Origin of the sequence: Kribbella yunnanensis, assembly GCF_039529655.1 — a bacterium.
Lineage (GTDB): Bacteria > Actinomycetota > Actinomycetes > Propionibacteriales > Kribbellaceae > Kribbella > Kribbella yunnanensis.
In genome coordinates this window covers 40,748-60,898 of sequence record NZ_BAAANF010000029.1, presented here as the reverse complement: position 1 = coordinate 60,898, position 20,151 = coordinate 40,748, and the positions used below count along the sequence as shown (strand labels likewise).

General features: G+C 68.1%; 11 protein-coding genes. 6 read left to right on the top strand and 5 right to left on the bottom strand.

All coding sequences use genetic code 11. From position 1 onward, the window contains the following. Positions 1-25 precede the first annotated feature (25 nt). Complete coding sequence (locus ABD231_RS39305) at positions 26-883, bottom strand: ArsR/SmtB family transcription factor (RefSeq protein WP_344164580.1); 858 nt, start codon at positions 881-883, stop codon at positions 26-28. Positions 884-1,004: 121 nt separating this feature from the next. On the opposite strand from ABD231_RS39305, the gene ABD231_RS39300 reads away from it, so the two are divergent. Next, complete coding sequence (locus ABD231_RS39300) at positions 1,005-1,964, top strand: ArsR/SmtB family transcription factor (RefSeq protein ID WP_344164577.1); 960 nt, start codon at positions 1,005-1,007, stop codon at positions 1,962-1,964. On the opposite strand, the gene ABD231_RS39295 is transcribed toward ABD231_RS39300, so the two are convergent. After that, positions 1,961-2,887 (bottom strand): SMP-30/gluconolactonase/LRE family protein, encoded by a 927-nt coding sequence (locus ABD231_RS39295; protein ID WP_344164575.1) that lies wholly within the window; start codon positions 2,885-2,887, stop codon positions 1,961-1,963. The genes ABD231_RS39300 and ABD231_RS39295 overlap by 4 nt on opposite strands. 101 nt (positions 2,888-2,988) lie before the next feature. Here ABD231_RS39295 and ABD231_RS39290 point away from each other — a divergent pair, with 101 nt between their 5' ends. After that, positions 2,989-4,407: a SidA/IucD/PvdA family monooxygenase gene (locus ABD231_RS39290; protein ID WP_344164641.1), complete on the top strand. Its 1,419-nt coding sequence runs from the start codon at positions 2,989-2,991 to the stop codon at positions 4,405-4,407. Here ABD231_RS39290 and ABD231_RS39285 read toward each other — a convergent pair. The 3 genes from ABD231_RS39285 to ABD231_RS39275 are packed head-to-tail and all read right to left on the bottom strand — an operon-like array spanning position 4,336 to position 7,285. Further along, entirely contained in the window at positions 4,336-5,259 is a 924-nt protein-coding gene (locus ABD231_RS39285) for a TAXI family TRAP transporter solute-binding subunit (RefSeq protein WP_344164572.1), read from the bottom strand. The two genes, ABD231_RS39290 and ABD231_RS39285, sit on opposite strands and share 72 nt — an antisense overlap. After that, positions 5,256-6,632, bottom strand: a complete 1,377-nt coding sequence (locus ABD231_RS39280) for a sensor histidine kinase (RefSeq protein WP_344164569.1) — start codon at positions 6,630-6,632, stop codon at positions 5,256-5,258. The genes ABD231_RS39285 and ABD231_RS39280 overlap by 4 nt, the downstream gene beginning before the upstream one ends. Further along, the gene (locus tag ABD231_RS39275) at positions 6,629-7,285 is read right to left on the bottom strand and encodes a response regulator transcription factor (protein WP_344164566.1); all 657 of its coding nucleotides are present in this window, start codon (positions 7,283-7,285) and stop codon (positions 6,629-6,631) included. Before ABD231_RS39275 ends, ABD231_RS39280 begins: the two co-directional genes overlap by 4 nt. A gap of 153 nt (positions 7,286-7,438) precedes the next feature. Here ABD231_RS39275 and ABD231_RS39270 point away from each other — a divergent pair, with 153 nt between their 5' ends. The 4 genes from ABD231_RS39270 (at position 7,439) to ABD231_RS39255 (ending at position 20,145) form a co-directional block, all read left to right on the top strand. Then, positions 7,439-10,816 (top strand): LamG-like jellyroll fold domain-containing protein, encoded by a 3,378-nt coding sequence (locus ABD231_RS39270; RefSeq protein ID WP_344164563.1) that lies wholly within the window; start codon positions 7,439-7,441, stop codon positions 10,814-10,816. A 44-nt stretch (positions 10,817-10,860) separates the two neighbouring features. Continuing rightward, positions 10,861-17,007 (top strand): RHS repeat-associated core domain-containing protein, encoded by a 6,147-nt coding sequence (locus tag ABD231_RS39265; RefSeq protein ID WP_344164560.1) that lies wholly within the window; start codon positions 10,861-10,863, stop codon positions 17,005-17,007. 160 nt (positions 17,008-17,167) lie between these two features. Continuing rightward, positions 17,168-19,171 carry a TRAP transporter permease gene (locus tag ABD231_RS39260; RefSeq protein WP_344164557.1) on the top strand — a complete coding sequence of 668 codons (2,004 nt, stop codon included), beginning with the start codon at positions 17,168-17,170 and terminating at the stop codon, positions 19,169-19,171. Further along, positions 19,168-20,145, top strand: a complete 978-nt coding sequence (locus ABD231_RS39255) for a TAXI family TRAP transporter solute-binding subunit (RefSeq protein ID WP_344164554.1) — start codon at positions 19,168-19,170, stop codon at positions 20,143-20,145. Before ABD231_RS39260 ends, ABD231_RS39255 begins: the two co-directional genes overlap by 4 nt. The last annotated feature ends 6 nt before the right edge of the window (positions 20,146-20,151 follow it).

Genomic DNA, 20,151 nt, shown 5'->3' with positions numbered 1-20,151 from the left:
GGGCCGCGTCGCGCGGTCCACCCGGTCAGTCCTGGTGATCGGCGCGGTGACCCGCGAGCAGCAAGATGCCGAGCTGGGTCACTTCGTGGCGGACTGTTGCGCCCACCCGGCGCGTGGTGATGAGGCCAGCTTCGCGCAGGATGTGCGCTTGCTGGCTCGCCGCCCCGGCGGAGACCTTGCAGAGCCTGGCCAGCTCGTTCGTGGAGCACCCGTTCACCGCGGCTTCCAGGGCGGCAGCCCGAGTGGAGCCGAGTAGGGCGCCGAGAGCATCCCCGTGGTCGTTCGGCTCCGCCGGTGCCTGCCGCAGCATCCCCGGAGCGTGATTGATCGGGTACACCAGGATCGGCTTCAGCCCCGGGTCGTCGAGCTTGATCGGAACCCGCCAGCAGAACGCCGACGGCTGCAACTCGATGCCACTCCCGTCGAGGTAGAAATCGCGGTCGTCCATGTCGAGGACCTGCAGTACGGGGTCGGCCCAGCGAACCCGGGGGTGCAGAGTCGACAGCAGCCGCTCCACCCCGTGCCGGGCCAATGCCTCACCGCGATGGGCATGGTCGGCTGACACGTGAGTGCCGATCGACTTCCAGTACGGCGCGATCGCGGTGTCGTGGTAGGTCCGGATGGCTCGGCCGATGTCAGGGGACGATTCGGCAAGCGTGCGGACGTTCGGGGAGTAGCCCTTGGGCGGTGTCAGTTCCAGCAGCAGCCGCAACTGGTCCGGCGCCACCCGGGCCCGGACATGGCGACGCCAGTCCCCGAACACCAGTCGGCCGTCCTGTTGCTGCAGCATCTGCAGGCTGAGCAGGACCTCCCACAGCGGTGCAGGCTTTGCGGATACCGTGGTTCGCGTCAGGTCACGCGGCGTGAAATGAATGCGTAGCACGGCGCCCTCCCGGACACTGACATTTGATCGCCGGAACACTTTGCGCCCACCGGCTTTCAAATCGCTTTCAGCTGGTGGGTGGAGGGTGGTGTGGACGTGGTTGAGCCGTGAGAATCAGGCCGTGATCCGGATCCACTTCACCGCGGCGGACGTTGGGCGGGTGACCTTCCTCCCCGAACCCGAGCCGCTTCGGCAGGCGGCGCTGGCCGCTCGTGCGCTCGGTGCTGGTCAGACATCCGCCACGGCTCGGCGGTGGCGGCGGGTGGCCGCGAGCCGGGTTCGGCCGGCGATGGGGCCGCTGTTCAAGCTGATCTCGCCGACCGGGCAGTTTCCGGGCTTCCTCACACCGCAGGTGGACAGAGCCGGGCTGGAATCGGCGATCGAGTGTCTGCTGGAGACACCGGCAGACTTGATGCGCGCCGAGCTCGCACCGCACCTGCCGGCTGAGATTCATCCTTATATGCGAGCGCTCCTGCGTGGCCGGGCTGATGCGCGTCGCGCGCTGGGCGGCGCCGTCCGTGAGTTCCACCGGCTCGTGGTCGGACCGTCCGCGATCGACCTGGGGCGCGCTCACGCGGCCGACCTGGCCATTCGCTCGCGGACGGTCCTCACCGCCGGTAGCGAAGCGCTTCTTGCGACTCTGCATCCGAAGGTCGCCTGGCAGGACGGCCTCCTCAGTTTCACGATGCCATTCGAGTACGACGTGAAGCTGGCCGGCCGAGGCCTGAGGCTCTGTCCGTCACCTTTCGTCTCGGAGTGCCTGATCTTCGACGAGCCCGCAGTGGCTCCGCTGCTCGTCTACCCAACTGTCGCCCTGCCCGCGGTGGATCCGGACGAGCAGGATTCGGCCGATGCCCTCGCCGAACTCCTTGGACGCACTCGCGCTGCCGTCCTGCGAACCCTCGCCGCCCCCGCCGGCACCGGCCAGTTGGCCCGCCGGCTCAACATCTCCATCGCCTCTGCCTCCGAGCATGCCCGCGTTCTGCGCACCGCCGGTCTGCTGACCACCGACCGATCACGGGGCACTGCCCACCACTCGCTCACCCCCATCGCTGTTCAGCTGCTCGGCATGGACTGCTAGTTCAGACCCGGTACGACGGAAACGGTGTACGGCGGTGTCCCTGGGGCATGGTCGAGCTGGCTGTTCACCCACAGCAGGCGGCCGCGATCCCGCGCGATCGTGGTCGGGGTAGTTCCGGCGGCGCCCGGTGCCGAATCGGCGAGGATCGTGGCCTTTGACCACGTGCGATCAAGCCGGGCCAGCCGGGTGACATAGCGGCCGTTGCCGGCGTTGTGGACGACGTACAGGTGCTGTCCCTCGAGCAGGTAGCCGTCGCCCGAGAGAACCCCGTCGGCCTCGACCGGCCGCACCACGCGCGAGGCGATGTCGACGCGATAGGTGAGGTCCTGACCTTGTTCGCCGACGAGCAAGGTGCGGCCGTCGGGAGTGCTGACGATGCCGTTGAGGAAGTACGGCTTCGGAGAGATCTGGTCACGCGTGATCCACGGCTCGAGCTCACCCAGCCCGTGCCGGGTGATCGACGCTCGCCAGATCTGGTTGTGCGCCGAATCGGTGACGTAAACGGCGTCCTTGGTGAAGGCGAAGTCGTTCAGGAACGAGCCTGCGGCTGCCGACCGTGACGCGAGCAGCCGGCCGCGGGCGTCGTACCGGAAGAGCCGCCCGGTGCTCGCGCCGGCGACAAGGATCCGGCCCCAGCGATCCACGTGGACGCCGGTCGCCTGCGTGCGGCCGTCGGCCCCGCCTGGCAGAAACAGCTGAAGCCGGGCACTCCGCACCGAGCCACGGTAGACCGCGCCCGTCCCGACACTCGTGACGTAGATGGTGCCGTCGCGCGTGACCTCGATCCCCTCGGGCGTGTCACCTGGCGTCTCCGACACGACGTACGTCGATGGGCGATGCGGCTCGTGCCAGGGGCGCGCGGCCGCCGCTGTCGAGGTGGTCGACGTGATCGCCAGGACTGCAAGAACGATGAGTTTTCTCATCCGCCCAGCCTCGATTCCCGCTCGGCGCCCGGCGACCGCTTTCGGCCCAGCCCGAAGGGATCTGTCGACCCGGGGCGTGGCAGAGTGTGTGAGTGCACGCGATGCGCCGTTTCGGGCCTGATCCTGATAACTGGGTACGTCGTACTTCCGCCGATCACGATGTCGTCGTGGTCGGTGCGGGGCAGGCCGGCCTTGGGATCGGGTTCGCATTGCGGCGGGCTGGGATCGGCCGTGCCGCTGTCATCGACGCGGCGGCTCCTGGCGAGGCGGGCAGCTGGATGACTACCGCACGGATGCACACGCTGCGCACTCCGAAGAGCTGGCCGCAGCCGGAATACGGACACTCTGAATTGAGCTTCCGGGCTTGGTACGAGGGTCTTCATGGCCAGGCCGCCTACGACGTCGTCGAGAACATTCCTCGGACCGTCTGGGCGCAGTACGTCGCCTGGTTCGGATCCACCGTCAACGTTCCCGTTCGCCACCACACGCGATTGGTCGGTGTCGCCCCAGCCTCAGACCATCTTGTCCTCCGGCTTGCGGTGACCGGTACTGACGGCCACGTGGACGAACGGGTCGAGACGACTCGGAAGCTGGTACTGGCCACGGGTGTCGAGGGCACCGGGGGTCCCGCGCTGCCGCCGTACTTTCGTGCGCTTCCCGCGGAGCTGGCCGCTCACACGGGCGATCGCATCGACTTCACCCGGCTCGCCGGCCGGAGCGTCGCCGTACTGGGGGCGGGGGCGTCTGCACTGGATGCTGCGGCCGTGGCGCTGGAGGCCGGCGCGCGCGAGGCCCATGTCTTCACCCGGCGAGCTGAGCTTCTCGTTCACGGACCGAGCCGCAACATCGGGCGTAACGTCGGCGCCAAGGAGAACTTTCACCGGCGCACCGACGCCGATCGGTGGAGAGCCCAGGTCCTGGCAGCTCGCGCCGGACGCAGTTGCACACAGGAGTCCATGACGCGAGCCAGCGCCTTCCCCGGGTTCCGGGTCCATCTGTCGGCACCGTGGCGGCACGCGCGGGCCGAGGGCGGCAAGGTCCGGGTCGACACGGCCGACGGCTCACACGTCTTCGACTTCGTCGTTGCCGGGACGGGATATCAGTACGATCCACGAACCCGGCCCGAACTGGCCGACATCGCCCCGCACATCGCCTTGTGGCGCGATCGGTACGAACCGCCGGCCGAGCTCGCCCATGAGAAGCTGGCCTGCTTTCCCTACCTCGGTCCTGGCTACGAACTCATCGCGAAGGAGGCGGCCGGCTTCGTCGGACGTATTCATGTCTTCTCCGCGGCGACCAGTCTCAGCTTCGGAATTCCCGCAGGAGACGCCCAGAGCCTGGCGACCGGGATCCCCCGACTGGTCGATGCGCTGAGCCGAGATCTGTACTTCGAAGACCAGGACTCGACCGCGGCACCCGGCTCGTCCGGGGCACCGGCTGAGCTCGGTTCAGCCGTGGAGGGTGCGGTAGCGGGCGGCGGCGCCTGGGTGGAGGTTCAGGGGGCTGGTGCCGATGAGTGAGTTCGGGTCGAGGTAGTGGGCGCCTACCGCAGCGGCCGGAACGAGGCCGGCGGCATGGTTGACGAGTACGTCGACGATTTTCGAGGCGACCGCAGGTGGGACTTCGGGGCGGCAGATCAGGAAGTTCGGTACGCCGATCGTGCTGACCTGTTCGACGCCGCTGTAGGTGCCGGCCGGGATCTGCGCCCTTTGGTAGACCACGCTGTAGGCCGTGCGCAGCGCGGAGAGCCAGGGGGCGAGAGGCAGCAGGCGGATGGGCACCTGAGCGGAGAGGTCTGACAGTCGCCGGGTCGGTACGCCGCCGGACCAGAACATCGCGTCGATTCGTCCGGTGGCGAGCGCGTCAGTGGCGTCCGACAGGTGGAGGTTGGCGACTACTGGGGCGCGGTCGGCGTGCATGCCGGCTGCGGTGAGGAGGCGGTTCGTGGTGAGGGCGGCGCCGGCGCCTGGTGGTCCGGCGGAGATCCGTTTGCCGGCGAGGTCAGGTAGTTGGCGGACGGGTCCGGCCGCGCGAACCACGCACTGCAAGTAGTTCTCGTACACCCTGCCGAGGGCGACAACCTCGCGGGACTGCGCCGCGGCGTCGGCGAGGCAGATTGCCAGGTCGGCTTGCTTGAGACGCAGGAGGTCGAGGTTCTGCAGGCTGCCCTCGGTCGATCGCACCTCGACGGTTCGGGCGACCTTGGCAGCCCTCAGCTGGGTGGCGAGGAGGTTGGCGAACTCCAGGTAGAACCCGCCACGCTCACCGCCGGCCACCACCAGCCGGTCCACGAGTGGTCGGTCGGCGCTGCAACCGCCCGCGAACGACGCCAGTCCGGCAGCCAGCAGAGCTCGCCGGGACAAGCTGCTCATGTCGCCGTCCGCAGGTCGATGTGAACGGCCAGGCCGTGTGGCGTCGCCGCCTCGATCGTGAGCGTTCCGCCGGCGGTGTTCACCAACTGGTCGACGATCGCCAGCCCGAGACCGCTGCCTTGCGACGACTGGTGCTGGTCGGCACGCCAGAAGCGCTGCGATGCCAACTCGCGTTGCTCCGCAGGAAGCCCTGGCCCGTCGTCCACGACACTCAGCCGTACGGCGTCCGCACCCGACTGCTCGATCCGGACGATCACCCGTGCTCCTTCGCCGGCGTACTTGATCGCGTTGTCGACGAGAGCGCCGACGATCTGTCGTAGGTCGGTTTCGCTGACTGCCACCGGCGGTACGACGGCGAGTTCGGCTGCCAGGTCGACGCCGTTCTCGGCGGCGAGCAGCCGCCACGCTCCCACTTCACCGGGCAGTACGTCGGACACCACCGACTGACCGGCGATGGCATCCGGGCTCCAGCTCTCGGCCTCGGCAAGCCTGAGCAGGTCGTTGAGCAGCGCTTCGAGCCGATCGAGGTCCTGCTGGATACCTGCGAACCGCGGGCTGGACGGATCGCGGAGCTCCGAGGCCAGGGCGTCGAGCCGGAGGCGGACGGCCGCCAGCGGGTTCCGCAGCTGGTGCGATGAATCGGCCACCATCCGGCGCTGCATCTCCAGGGATCGGGTGACCGTGGCCGCCATGTCCGCGAACGAGCGGGTCAGATTGCGCAGCTCCGGTGGGCCGGACAGCATCACAGCCGGGCCTTTCGTCGGTGTCTCGGCGAGACCGACGACGGCCTCCTCGAGCCGCCGTACCGGACGGACTACCCAGCGGGTCAGCAGGATCGCCAGCTCGAGGAGGAGCAGCTCGACGGCGATCGCCCCGGTCACGATCAGCGCCCAATCGCGACGTACGGCGGAGATCGCCCGGCCGGCGTCGACGCGCAGCACGACCGCGCCGGCCAAGTCATGCGGGGTGCCGACCGGACGGGCCAGCAGATGCTGTGGCTCACTCCACGGCCGAACCGGGTCGAGGGTCGTCCGCGCGAGGTTCCGCGACGCGGATGCCAGGGTCTCTCGGACACCCGGATCGTTGAGGTCCAGCGAGCCAGTGGACAGGACGGGTTGTCCGCTCGGGCCCACCAGCAACAGGTCTTCGCCGTACACCTCGGTCATCCGGGATGCTTCCGCCTGCACGGTGGCCAGGTCGCCGGCATCCCGCATCTCCCTGGCCAGGGCAGCGAGCCGGTCAAGCGTTGCTACCCGACTGAGCAGCAGTGCCTGCGTGCGGGTCTGAGAGGTGGTCGCGAGGAGCGGCAGAACCAGCCCGGCAACTGCAACGAGAGAGAAGATCGTCAGCACGATCAGAACTCGCGTCCTCATGAGCCGAGTCGGTATCCGAAACCGCGGATGGTGGTGATCAGGCCGGGCCTGTCGAGTTTGACGCGGAGCTGGGCAAGGTGGACGTCGAGCGCCCGCGAGCTCGCCAGGAAGGCGTCGCCCCACAACTCGTCGAGGATCACCGCGCGACTCACCGCGGCACCTGCCCGGCGCGCCAGCGCGGCGAGCAGGTCGAACTCCTTCGGAGTGAGCGTGACCTCCCGCTCGCTGACCCTGACCCGTCGAGCGGTCAGGTCGATCACGACGTCACCCACCTCGACCACCCCGGCCGCCAATGAGCTTCGGGCGCGACGGGTGACCACCACATCGATCCGGGCCAGGAGCTCGCCCAACCGCACGGGCTTCACCAGATAGTCGTCCGCGCCTAGCCGCAGGCCGCGCACCACCGACCGCTCATCACCGCGCGCGGTGACGACCAGCAGCGGTACCTCGCTGACCTGGCGCAGCTTCCGCAGTACATCCAGCCCGTCTCCGTCGGGCAGTCCGAGGTCCAGCAACACGACATCGGCCGAGCTGTGCCGAAGAAGTACGTCGGCACCTCTGGAGACCCGCTGTGGTTGGTGACCATGCGCGCCGAGTACGTCGATCAGCGCCTCACCGACGCTGTCGTCGTCCTCCGCGATCAGTATCCGCACGACGTCATCCTGCCACCGACCCCCCGGGTCGACACGCGCATGGCTGTTGTCGATACGCGCAGGATCGCGAGGGCCCTCGTGGACGTGTCAGTGCCGGACCGTGTTCCTTGGCATGGAGGACTCAGATCTTCCTTCGTCGCCGTGGAGGCCGTCATGTTGGGCAAACCCACTCTGTCTCGTCGCAGTTGTGTTGTCGGAGTTCTGCAACGGCTGCGTCAGGCCGGTTCGTTGTCGGTGGCGATGAGCTGTGTCCTCGCCTTCTTCGGAGCTTTCCTGGTCGTCACGTCGACGCCGGCTGCTTCCGCAACGCTGTCAGATGAAGCGGTGCTGGGCGAAGCACAGGCGCGGGATGTCGCCGCCCGGACCGGGCGCAAGGTCGAGGTCGGCGCGCTGACCACCGAGACCGGGCAGGTGTTCGCCAATCCGGACGGTTCCTACACCAGGCACGAGTCGGCGTTGCCTGTGCGGGTCCACGCGTCGTCCGGGTGGGTGCCGGTGGACATGACGTTGCGGGCCAGAGCCGACGGAACGGTGGCGCCGATCGCCGGCCCACTCGAGCTGGCATTCTCCGGGGGCGGCGAGATGCCGCTGGTGCGGCTTCGCCGCGACGGCCGTGAACTGGCGGTCGGCTGGCCGGGCCGACTCCCCCAGCCGGAGTTGTCCGGCGAGACCGCGACGTACCGGGAGGTCTTTCCCGGTGTCGACCTCGTCCTAACCGCCTCGACGGCCGGCCTGTCGCAGATCCTGGTCGTCAAGAACGCGGCGGCCGCGGCGAACCCGGCACTCGCTTCGCTGCCGTATCGCCTGTCAGCCAAGGGTTTGACGGTTCGTTCCACGGCGGCCGGCCTGACCGCGACGGATCCGGCCGGTGACGTCGTGTTCAGCGGACCGGCGCCGTACATGTGGGACTCCTCCGGTCAAGGGTCCGCCGTACAACCCGGTGGCCAGGTCAAGGCAGTCGGTGCCCGGGTCGCCGGGGATCAGCTGTCGCTCGTGCCGAATCGGGCGTTCCTGACCGCCAAGACCACCCGGTTCCCGGTCTACATCGACCCGTCGTGGTCCGGCGTCAAGCAGGCCTGGACCCAGGTGTGGAGCAACTACCCGACCACGTCGTTCTACAACGGCGCGAACCTCGGAACGTCGGAGAAGGTCGCCCGGGTCGGCTATGACGGCGAGGACCAGAAGCGCACCCGATCGTTCTTCCAGTTCGACACCAGCGGCGTGAAGTACAAGCACATCCTCAAGGCCACGCTGCAGACGATCTCGACCTGGTCGTGGTCCTGCACGGTGCGCGAGGTGCAGGTGTGGGCGACCAACCCGATCTCCTCGGCGACGACCTGGAAGAACCAGCCGACGTGGGCGTACCAGATGGAGAAGAAGAGCTTCGCGAAGGGCTTCTCGTCGTCGAGTTGCCCGGCCGGCGGAGTCGAGTTCAACGTGACCAGCCAGATCACGAACGCCGCGGCCAACGGGTGGTCCAACGTCACGCAGGGACTTCGCTCGTCGACGGCAGCGGAGAGCAAGAACGATGCGCACTCGTGGCGGAAGTTCGCCAACAACCCGAGCATCACCATCGACTACAACACGATTCCTGACACCCCGGCGAACCTCACCACGGAAGGCTCGGCGTCCTGTGTCACGGGTACCGATCGGCTGGTCGTGTCCACGGTGACGCCGACGCTCCGGGCGACTCTCCATGACGTCGACAACTCGGTCCAGGCGCGCTTCGAGTGGTGGACGGCCGACGGTACGGCGCCTGCCGGGGAGTACGTCTCACCGGTCGTCGCGGGCGCGACGCCGACGGTCGTGGCAACCTCTGTTCCGTCGGGTGCCTTCGGCAACGGTGCCGTCGGCAAGTGGCGGGTGCGGGCCGAGGACGGTATCGACGTCAGCGCGTGGAGCCCATGGTGCGAGTTCGCCGTGGATGACGCAGCGCCGGAGGCACCCACGGCGGTGTCGTCGGGGTTCCCGGACAACGGGACCGGCAACGCGGTGATGGGGACGAGCCTGCCGGTCACGTTCGGCGCGAACGGTGAGTCCGACGTGGTCAAGTACGAGTACACCTTGAACGGTACGTCGACAACGCTGAACCTGACCGCGACGCCGTCGCAGCCGGGTGGCGAGGCGGCGATCGCCGTCGTACCGGATCGGTACGTGAACTGGCTGCACGTCCGCTCGGTCGATGCCGGAGGCAACCGTTCCGCGGTGGTGACGGCGGTGTTCTACGCCGGCGCAGCCCCGGGACCGGTCGGGGACTGGAAACTGGATGAGACCGGTGACGGCACCGTGGCGGTCGACTCCGCGCCGGTCAAGCACAACGCCACCCTGGGTGGCGGCGCGTCCTGGGGCGACGGCCGGCAAGGCGGTGCCCTGACGCTCAACGGCACGACCGGGTACGCCGCGACGACCGGGGCGGTGGTCAACACGCTGAACTCGTTGTCCGTGTCGAGCTGGGTGCGACTGACCGACATCTCGCACAACGCGGTGGTGGCCACCCAGGTCGGGTCCCAGGCCGGCGCCTTCACGTTGTCGTACTCGAGCTCCGCCAAGCGGTGGATCTTCAGCCGAACCTCGGCCGACGTCGCCTCGCCGACGTACACCAGGGCAACCTCCACCACAGTGCCTGCGGCGGACGGCAGGTGGGTGCACCTGACCGGTGTGTACGACGCACCGAACGCCCAGATCCGCCTTTACGTCAACGGCGTCCTCGAGGCGACCACGGCGTACACCACGCCGTGGAACGCGGCCGGCTCGTTCCAGATCGGGCGGTCGAAGGTCAACGGCACGTACGGCGAGTACTGGCCGGGTGATCTGGACCAGCTGCAGGTGCACAGCCGGGTATTGCTGTCGGGCGAGATCCAGCAGGTGGCCCGGCGCGACGGTCATTGGCTGCTGGACGAGAGCTCCGGTACGACGGCCGGCGACGCCGCCGGGGCGCATCCGGCCACTTGGTCGGCCGGCGGCGTGTCCCGCGTTGCAGGCAAGACCGGCAACGCGGTGCAACTGAACGGCAGCACCGGCGCGCTGACGGCGTCCGGGCCGGCGGTCCGCACCGACGGCAGCTTCACAGTGTCCGCCTGGGTGAAGCCGTCCGCGGTCGGCAAGAACGAAGTCGTGATCAGTCAGGACGGCTCGCAGGTCAGCGGTTTCAGCCTGGGATACGTCTGGGACGACCTGTACGGCGGCTATCGCTGGTCGGTGGAGATGCCGGTCGCGGACTCGCCGTCGGCGGAGGTACACACGGCGGTCGGCCCGTTCGACGAGCCAGTGGCCGGTGGGTGGACGCACGTCGCTGCGGTGTACGACGCGAAGGATCAGATGCTGCGCCTGTACGTCGGCGGCCAGTTCGCGGCCGAGACGTATCACCGCAGTGCGTGGAACGCGACCGGCGCGGCACGCTTCGGAACGAAATGGACGTCAGCGGCCGGCCCGCGTGACTTCTTCACCGGCGCCATCGACGACGTACAGATGTATTCCGGTGTGCTCTCGGATCAGCAGATCGCCGACCTCTACTTGCCGTCCCAGCTGTGACCCACCCGCCCCACACTGCACCGTTTCATGAGAGGAGTGGCGCCATGCTGGTGCCGTTCACCGGAATAGTCACGGCCGTCGCGCTCGCTGCCAGCAGCTTGGTCGCGGTGCCCGCCGCGCAGGCCGATGTTGGTACGTCGGATGCGTGGCGGCCCGCGGCGCAGAAGGAGTCGTCGGTGCGTGGGCACGATTCCGTGCCGAGGTCGCGTCCGGCCGATCCGAAGGCCGCATCCGTGCTGCAGCAACCTCCACAGGTGACAAGACCGGCGCCGGGTACGGCGGAGGTGTCGCTCCCCCTCGACGGCACCGTGACGCAGGCCGGCCAGTTGCCGGTTCGCGTCGGCGCGGGGCGGGTCCAGGGCACTGCGTTGACGCCCTTGAACCGGGTGCGCGTTCAGGTCCACGACCGTTCGGCTGCTGACAAGCTGGGCGTTTCGGGGATGCTGTTCAGCGTCGGTCGCACCGACCTGGTTGCGAGCAGCGGCCAGGTGAAGGTCGAGGTGGACTACTCGGCGTTCCGTTCGACGTACGGCGGTGACTGGGCAAGCCGGTTGCGACTGGTGCGGCTGCCGGCGTGTGCACTGACCACACCGGACAAGGCAGGGTGCTCCGACGGGCAACTGCTGACGTCCAAAGCCTCTGGCAACAACCGGATCGCTACCGAGGTCCCCGCGTCGAGTCAGGCGACGGTGCTCGCGTTGTCGTCGGCGCCGTCGGGCAGCGCGGGGAGCTACAAGCCGACCGCGTTGTCGGCATCGGCGTCGTGGAACGCAGGCGGCTCGTCAGGGGCGTTCACGTGGGGCTACCCGATGGACAGCCCGGAGGGATTGGGCGGCCCGGAACCAGATCTGGATCTGGGCTATTCGTCGGGTGACATCGACGGCCGGGTGGCGTCGACGAACAACCAGTCGTCGTGGGTCGGTGAAGGCTGGGGCATGGACGAGGGGTTCGTCGAGCGGCGGTACACGACGTGCGCGGATGAGGTGACGACGACACCGAAGCCGCAGGACCTGTGCTGGGAGACCGACAACGCCTACCTGGTGCTGGGTGGGACCGCGTCCGAACTGGTGCGCGACGACGCCACCGGTACCTGGAAACTGCGGGAGGACGACGGTTCGCGGCTGGAGCGGTTGACCGGCGGAGTGAACGGCGACAACGACGGCGAGCACTGGCGGCTGACGTCACGGGACGGCACGCAGTACTACTTCGGGTTGAACCGACTGCCGGGATGGGCCGCGGGTAACGAGGAGACCGGTTCGGTCTGGACCGCGCCGGTGTTCGGCAACGACGCGGCTGAGCCGTGCCACGGGACGTCGTTCGCGACGTCGTACTGCACGCAGGCGTGGCGCTGGAACCTGGACTACGTGGTCGACCCGAACGGCAACGCCATGTCGTACTTCTACGGCAGCGAGACGAACTACTACGGCCGGAACCTGACCGCGACCGCCGGCACCCAGTACGTGCGCGGCGGCTACCTGAAGCGGGTCGACTACGGCCAGCGGTCCACGTCGATGTACTCGGCGCCGGCTCCGATGCGGGTGTCGTTCACCGTGGACGAGCGCTGCGCGGCGGGTGCGACCTGCACCACCGGCGACATCACGTCGGCCAATTCCGCGAACTGGCCGGACGTGCCGTACGACCAGAACTGTTCGGCGGGTGCGAAGTGCACGGGGCTCTATTCGCCGACGTTCTGGACGCGCAAGCGGCTGACGACGGTGACGACCCAGCTGTGGGTGTCCGGGACGACGTACCGGGATGCGACGTCGTGGGCGCTGGGCTATCAGTTCCGTGACCCTGGTGACGGAAGCTCGGCCGCGTTGTGGCTGGCGTCGATCACCGCGACCGGCAAGGTCGGCGGGACCGTGTCACTTCCTTCGGTGTCGTTCCAGGGCGTGCAGCTGGCCAACCGGGTGGACGCCGCGGAAGGGATTCCGCCGATGTACAAGTGGCGGTTGACCGACGTGTACGACGAGGCCGGTGGGCACGTCCACGTGAACTACTCGGCGACGGAGTGTACGGCGGGCGCGGTGCCGGCTCCGGGCGACAACACCAAGCGGTGTTTCCCGCAGTACTGGCAGGCCGACGGGTCGACGTCGTTGACGCTGGACTGGTTCCACAAGTACGTGCCGGTCACGGTGCTGGAGGACGACCAGGCCGGCGTGGCCGGGATCGAGCGCACCGACTACGAGTACCTCGGCGGCGGCGCGTGGCACTACGACGACAACGAACTGACCCCGAAGAAGTACCGCACGTGGGGACAGTGGCGCGGCTTCGGCCGGGTCCGGGTGCTCCACGGCAACCCCGGCGAGACCCGCTCCCAGGAAGAGAACCTGTACCTGCGCGGCATGGACGGCGACAAGCTCGCGTCCGGCGGTACCCGCTCGGTGACCGTCACCGACTCCCTCGGCGGCACGATCACCGATCACCCTGCGCTGGCCGGGTTCGAACGCGAGTCCCTCACCTACACCGAGGCGGGCGGCAGCGTGCTCGAGGGTCAGATCACCGACCCGTTGATCTCGTCCCCCACCGCCACCCAGGTCACCCGCAACGGCACGATCAAGGCCTACATGGTCCACCAAGCCGCCGAACGGTCCCGTGAGGCGCTGTCGACCGGTGGATGGCGCAACACCGAGACCCGCAGCACCTACGACTCCTACGGACTCGAGGTCGAGGAGAACGACCTCGGCGACACCGCCAAGACCGGCGACGAGGAATGTACCCGCACCACGTACGCCCGCAACACCGCGTCGTGGCTGATCGATTTCGAGGCCCGCGAACAGACCGTGTCCGTGGCCTGCACCGCGACACCGTCGTACCCGGCCGACGCAGTGTCGGACGACCTGACCTACTACGACGGATCCACCACACTGGGTGCGGCGCCGACCAAGGGCGACGAGACCCTCACCAAGGAACTCGCCTCCTACTCGGGCAGCACGCCGGTCTACACCCAGGAGGGGCGCACGGTCTACGACTCCTACGGCCGGCCGATCGAGACCTACGACCAGCTGGACCGCAAGTCGTCGGCCGTCTATACACCGACGAGTGGCGGGGCCGTCACCGCCATCGCAGTGACCAACCCGGCCGGGCATGTGACCACGACAACCGTCGAGCCTGCGTTCGGTGAGACGGTCGCCGAGGTCGACCTGAACGGGCGGCGTACCGACACGGCGCGGGACCCGCTCGGCCGGATCACCGCGGTGTGGCTGCCAGACCGGTCCAAGGCGGCCGGAAAGACCCCGAACACCAAGTACTCCTACCTGATCCGCCAGGACGCGCCGTCGGTGATCACCACCGAGGAGGTCCGCGACGACGGCACGTACGAGGCCAGCCACGACCTGTTCGACGGCCAGTTGCGCGAACGGCAGACGCAAGACCCCGCGGCTGACGGCGGCCGGGTCGTGACCGACACGTTCTACGACTCACGCGGCCTGGAGGTAAAGTCGAACGGCGCGTACTGGAACAGCGGCGCTGCCAGTACGACGTTGCTGACCGGAGTGACCGACGCGTCCGTGCCCGGCCAGGACCTGACCGTGTACGACGGCGCCGAACGCGAAACGGTGGAGATCTTCCGCTCGCACGGGTTCGAGAAGTGGCGCACCACTACCACGTACGGCGGAGACCGCATCAGCGTGGACCCGCCGGACGGCCAGACGGCCACCACGTCGATCACCGATGCCGACGATGCGGAGGTAGAACTGCGCCAATACACCGGCGGTTCGCCGACCGGTTCCTACGACGCGACCACCTACACCTACAACAAGCGCGGCGACATGGTCACCACGACCGACCCGGCGGGCAACAAGTGGGACACCACCTACGACCTGCGCGGCCGGGTCACCCAACGCGAAGACCCTGACACCGGGACGAGCAGCTTCACCTACGACAACGCCGGCCAGATGCTCACCAGCACCGACGCGCGCGGCGCCACGCTCGCCTACACCTACGACGCGATGGGCCGTCGTACGGGCATGTTCGACGGATCCACTTCCGGCACCAAGCGCGCTCAGTGGACCTACGACACCCTCACCTCGGGCACCAGCGTCAAGGGCATGCTCGCGACCTCGACCCGCTTCGTGAACGGCAATGCCTACACCAAGTCGGTCGATGCCTACGACATCCGCTACCGGCCGCTGACCAAGACCGTCACGATTCCCACGTCCGAGGGCGCGCTGGCCGGGTCGTACAAGACCAACACCGGCTACACCGCTACCGGGCTGCCGTCGCTGGTGTCCTACCCGGCAGCGGGTGCGCTCGCGGCGGAGACACTGCGGTACGGCTACGACGCGGCCGGCCGGTTGCAGACCGCGAGCAGTGGTCTCGGCACGATGCTCACTGCGGCGACCTACACGCCGTACGACGAGGTCGCCCAGTCGACTCTGTCCGCCACAGCCGGCAAGCAGCTCGTCCACTCCGCGTTCTATGACGACGCGACCAGGAAGCTGGACCGGGTCCTGGTCGACCGCTCCACTGCCCCCGAACACCTGGCGGACGTGAAGTACACCTACGACGCGTCCGGCAACATCACCAAGATCGCCGACACACCCCAAGACGGCACGAGTGATGTCCAATGCTTCAGCTACGACCACCTGCGCCGACTCACCGAGGCCTGGACCCCTGCTGCCGACTGTGCCGCAGCGCCCAGCGCTAGCGCACTGGCCGGAGCCGCGCCGTACTGGCAGGGCTGGACCTACGACAAGACCGGCAACCGGCTCAGCGAGACCAACCACGACCCGGCGACCGGCGCCGCGACCACATCCACCTACAGCTACCCAGCCGCCGGAGGACCCCGGCCACACGCGCTGTCCGGCGTCGCCACCGGCACCCGGACGGACACCTTCACCTACGACGCGGTGGGCAACACCACCGCCCGCAACGTCGCTGGGAAGGCCCAGACGCTCACCTGGGACGTCGAAGGCAACCTGGCCACCCTCACCGAGAACGGCGAGGCCACCAGCTACCTGTACGACGCCGACGGCGACCGGCTCATCGCCCGCGACACCGACGGCACCACCCTCTATCTCGACAACTCCGAACTCCAGCTCAGCCCCACCGGCACGGTGACAGCCACCCGGTACTACGACCTCGGTACCACCAGCGGCGTCCGCAACGAGTCGGGTCTCAGCTTCACCGTCGCCGACCATCACGGCACCAACACGCTTTCGGTCGACGCCAGCGACCTCAGTCCGGAGCGGCGCCGCTTCACCCCGTTCGGCGTTGCCCGCGGCATCAAACCCGCGACCTGGCCCGACAAACACGGCTACGTCGACGGCGTCGACGACCCCACCGGACTCACCCACCTCGGCGCCCGCGAATACGACTCCGCCCGCGGACGCTTCGTCTCCACCGACCCCATCGCCGACTTCGACAACCCGCAACAGCTGAACGGCTACGCGTACGCCGACAACACCCCGATCACGGCCGCTGACCCCGACGGCGAGTGGCGCGTCCTGCCCGGCGGCCACTACTGCGACGGCTGCGGCGGCTACAACAAGGCCCCCAAGAAAAAGAAGAAGGCGCACAAGAAGGCGGCCAAGAAGGCCAAGCACTACTGCGACGGCTGCGACTACCAGCGCTACCTCGCGAAGAAGAAAAAGCAGGAGAAGATCGCGGCGGCCAAGCGGGCGGCGAAGAAGGCCGCTGCCAAGAAAGCCGCCCAGAAGGCGGCCAAGCTCAAGAAGAAGGCGGCCAAGAAAGCCGCCGCGAAGGCGAAGAAGAAGAAACAGCAACAAGCGAAGGACCGGGCCAAGAGGAAGAAGAATTCCATCCTCGGCGGCGAGGACTACGCGCTGGTGAAGGTCGCCGGCGCCGGCTACGCGATCTGCCGGTTCATCAGGGGCACCCCGGCCAACACCTGCGCCGTGCTCGGCTCGGCCATCGGGAAGGGGCAGCACGACGGCGGCGGGTGGCACTACGTCAAGTGGTACATCGTCGCCCGGGGCAGCTGGACCCTCTACCGGGCCGGCGAGATCTGGAAGAAGGGCGGCGTCACTCCGCGGGGACAACTCGGCAAGGTCAAGGGCGAGTTCAAGGCCGACCGAACGGCGACCAAACGAGGCGTCGGCCTGTGGATGCTCTACGAGATGCTCGGCGGCGACACCCGCTCCCCGAGCCGCAACACCAAGCCCAAGCAGAAGACGAAGTGTGTGGTCTCGTGGAAGGCCTGGGGGCACAACATCTTCAGCATCTGCTGAGTAGCTCCGCATCATCGGCCCGGATCCCAGGCGTCTCTGGGGTCCGGGCCGACCCCTGTCCAGGGCTTCTTCTTAAGGCGACGTAAGGATGCGACACAGGGGGTTGTGGGAAACCTGCGAACTGAGGATTGTGTGCGGAGAATCATTAACAGGAGGCCTCGTGACGATCACCATTCCGAGCGCGGAGGAATTGGCTGCTTTCGAGCAGGAAAGGCCGGCGCGGGGGCTGAGCCCGGTTCTGGACCGCGCTATCTCGGGGTTCTGCGCATTGGTCAGTGCCGGCGTTCTGGTACAGGTATTCTTTCCGATTCCGGCAGGGACGCAGTTCTACCTGATGCTGTTTCTCGCCGCGGTGTTGCCGGGTGCGCTGCTGTGTTACCGCGGTTGGCGGGTGCCGGCATTCCTGAACCCGTTCCGCGGTGATCGACGCCGCGACGACCCGCCGGTCGCGGACTGGGTTATGGCGTCGGTCGCGTTGTTGGTCGCGCTGTATCCGTTGCTGGACTTCGACGCGTTTCTGGAGCGTCGACAGGCTCCGACCCAACTCGATCTGCTGGCGGGCGCGTTGCTGCTGGTGCTGGCCCTGGAGGCCTGTCGGCGTACGACGGGCTGGGTTCTGCCGCTGGTGAGCCTGCTGTTCATCGCCTACGCCTACTACGGCGGCTATCTGCCGTACACGTGGTCGTTGGCGCACCAAGGTTTCGACTTCTCGGCGATCGTGGCGCAGTTGTTCATGGGGACGGCGGGCTTCTACGGGACGCCGTTGGCGGTGGCGGCGAGCTACATCGTCCTGTTCACGATCTATGGCGCCGTACTGGACGCCTCGGGTGCCGGGAAGTTCTTCATCGACGTGTCGTTCGCCGCCTTCAAACGCAGCCGCACGGCTCCGGGGCGGACCGTCACACTGGCGGGCTTCCTGCTGGGCACAGTGTCGGGATCCGGTACGGCGACAGCGGTATCGCTGGGCACAGTCGCCTGGCCCATCCTCCGCCGCGCGGGATACCCGGCCGAACCAGCGGGCGGCATGCTCGCAGCCGCCGGTATCGGGGCGATTCTGTCGCCGCCCACGCTCGGCGCGGCGGCGTTCATCATCGCCGAGTATCTCCAGGTCAGCTATCTCGTGGTGCTCGGCTACGCGACCGTCCCGACCGTCTTGTACTACCTCGGCATCCTGCTGGCGATCGAGATGGACGCCCGGCGGCACGGTACCGAAGCGGCCGAGCCGTCGACCCGGTCGGCGCGCCGGCTGCTGCTGCGGTTCGGATACCACTTCGTGTCGCTGTTCCTCATCATCGGCTTCATGGCGATGGACATCCCGCCGTTCAAGGCCGTCGTCTACGCGACGTTGCTGCAGATCGGACTGTCGTTCCTGGACCGTGAGCACCGGTTGACGCCACGCCGGCTCGGCATGGCGCTCGCACAGGGCACCCGCTCGGTGCTGCCCGTCGTGGCGACCTGTGCCGTGGCCGGGATCATCGTCGCCGTCGTCACCCAGACCGGTCTCGGTCTGAACCTCGCCGAGATCATCGTGTCCGCGGCATCCGCGATCTCCGAGAACCACACCGTCGTACTGATCATGACCGTCACGCTGTCGGCGTTCGCGGTCATGGTGCTCGGGTTGGCGGTACCCGTCACCGCGTCGTTCATCATCGCCGCCGTGGTGATCGCGCCCGCCCTGTTCCAGCTCGGCGTGGCCCCGGCCGAGGCGTACATGTTCATCTTCTACTACGCCGTACTGTCGGAGGTGTCGCCGCCCACCGCTCTTGCCGCGGTGGCGACGGCGGCGATCACCGGCGGGCGTGCCATCCCGACCATGTGGCAGGCGTGGAAGTACACGCTGCCCGCGTTCCTGGTGCCCTTCGCGTTCGTGCTGACGCCGAACGGGGCCAACCTGCTGGGCCTCGAAGGTCTGGGAGGTGCGGCGTGGACGCTGGCGGTCTCGGCGCTCGCCGTCGCCGCACTGGCGGTGGTCACCGGCGGATGGATCGTCGTACGGGCCGGGTGGCTGGAGCGAGTCCTCTGTTTCCCGGCCGCGTTGCTGTTGCTGTATCTCGCACCCACCACGATCGGCGTCGGCCTGGCGCTGCTCGGGGTCGCTGTCGTCATCAACCTCGCACGGCGTCAACGCCTGCGGAACACCACGGAAGGGCCCTTACCCACATGAGATTCCGTTCTTTGTCCACTGTGGTGGTCACCCTCGCACTGACGGTCTCGATGGCCGCCTGCGGCGGTCAACGCAAGCCCGAGCCGGGTAACGGTGCCGAAGGCGGTCGCCTCACCATCGCGACCGGTAACACCACCGGCGTGTACTACCAGCTCGGCGGTGCCCTGGCCTCACTGATCTCGGACAACCTCGAGGGGTACCGCGCCACTGCCAGCGAGACCGGCGCCTCGGTGCAGAACATCCAGGGACTGACCGCCGGGACCTACGACATCGCCTTCTCCCTGGCCGACACCGCCGCCGACGCGGTCCAGGGCAAGAACAGCTTCGCTGCGCCGCAGGACATCGTCGCGCTGACCCGGCTGTACTCGAACTCCACCCAGGTCGTCGTACGGGCGTCGTCCGGTATCACGAAGATGGCCGATCTGAAGGGCAAGCGGATCTCCACCGGTTCGCCGAACTCCGGCACCGAGGTGATCGCGCGACGCCTGCTCACGGCCGCCGGTGTCGACCCGGTGAAGGACGTCACGGCCCAGCGGCTCGGTCTGCCCGAGTCGGTGGACGCGATGAAGAGCGGCCAGATCGACGCGCTGGTCTGGTCCGGCGGCCTGCCCACCAGCGGCATCAGCGACCTCACCACGTCGATGGGCGCCAAGGTGCGCTTCCTCCCGCTCGACGACGTACTGCCTGCCCTACAGAAGGCGCACGGCACGGTGTACACCGCGGGCGTGATCCCGGCCGCGACGTACAAGCAGCCGGCCGACACCCAGACGATCGTTGTGCCGAACCTGCTGCTGGTGCGTAAGGACATGCCCGACGACCTGGCCGGGAAACTCACCAGCCTGCTCCTCCAGAACAAAGCAGCCCTCGTGCAAGTCAATCCCGCAGCCAAGGGGATAGACCTCAAGAACGCCGCGACGACCGACCCAGTGCCGTTGCACGCCGCAGCGAAGAAGGCCATCGACGCACTCGACTGAACCGTC

Bases quoted from the DNA above. Each gene is read 5' to 3' on its own strand.
- ABD231_RS39295 (WP_344164575.1), bottom strand. From the start codon at position 2,887: ATGAGAAAACTCATCGTTCTTGCAGTCCTGGCGATCACGTCGACCACC.
- ABD231_RS39290 (WP_344164641.1), top strand. From the start codon at position 2,989: ATGCGCCGTTTCGGGCCTGATCCTGATAACTGGGTACGTCGTACTTCC.
- ABD231_RS39285 (WP_344164572.1), bottom strand. From the start codon at position 5,259: ATGAGCAGCTTGTCCCGGCGAGCTCTGCTGGCTGCCGGACTGGCGTCG.
- ABD231_RS39280 (WP_344164569.1), bottom strand. From the start codon at position 6,632: ATGAGGACGCGAGTTCTGATCGTGCTGACGATCTTCTCTCTCGTTGCA.
- ABD231_RS39270 (WP_344164563.1), top strand. From the start codon at position 7,439: ATGTTGGGCAAACCCACTCTGTCTCGTCGCAGTTGTGTTGTCGGAGTT.
- ABD231_RS39265 (WP_344164560.1), top strand. From the start codon at position 10,861: ATGCTGGTGCCGTTCACCGGAATAGTCACGGCCGTCGCGCTCGCTGCC.
- ABD231_RS39255 (WP_344164554.1), top strand. From the start codon at position 19,168: ATGAGATTCCGTTCTTTGTCCACTGTGGTGGTCACCCTCGCACTGACG.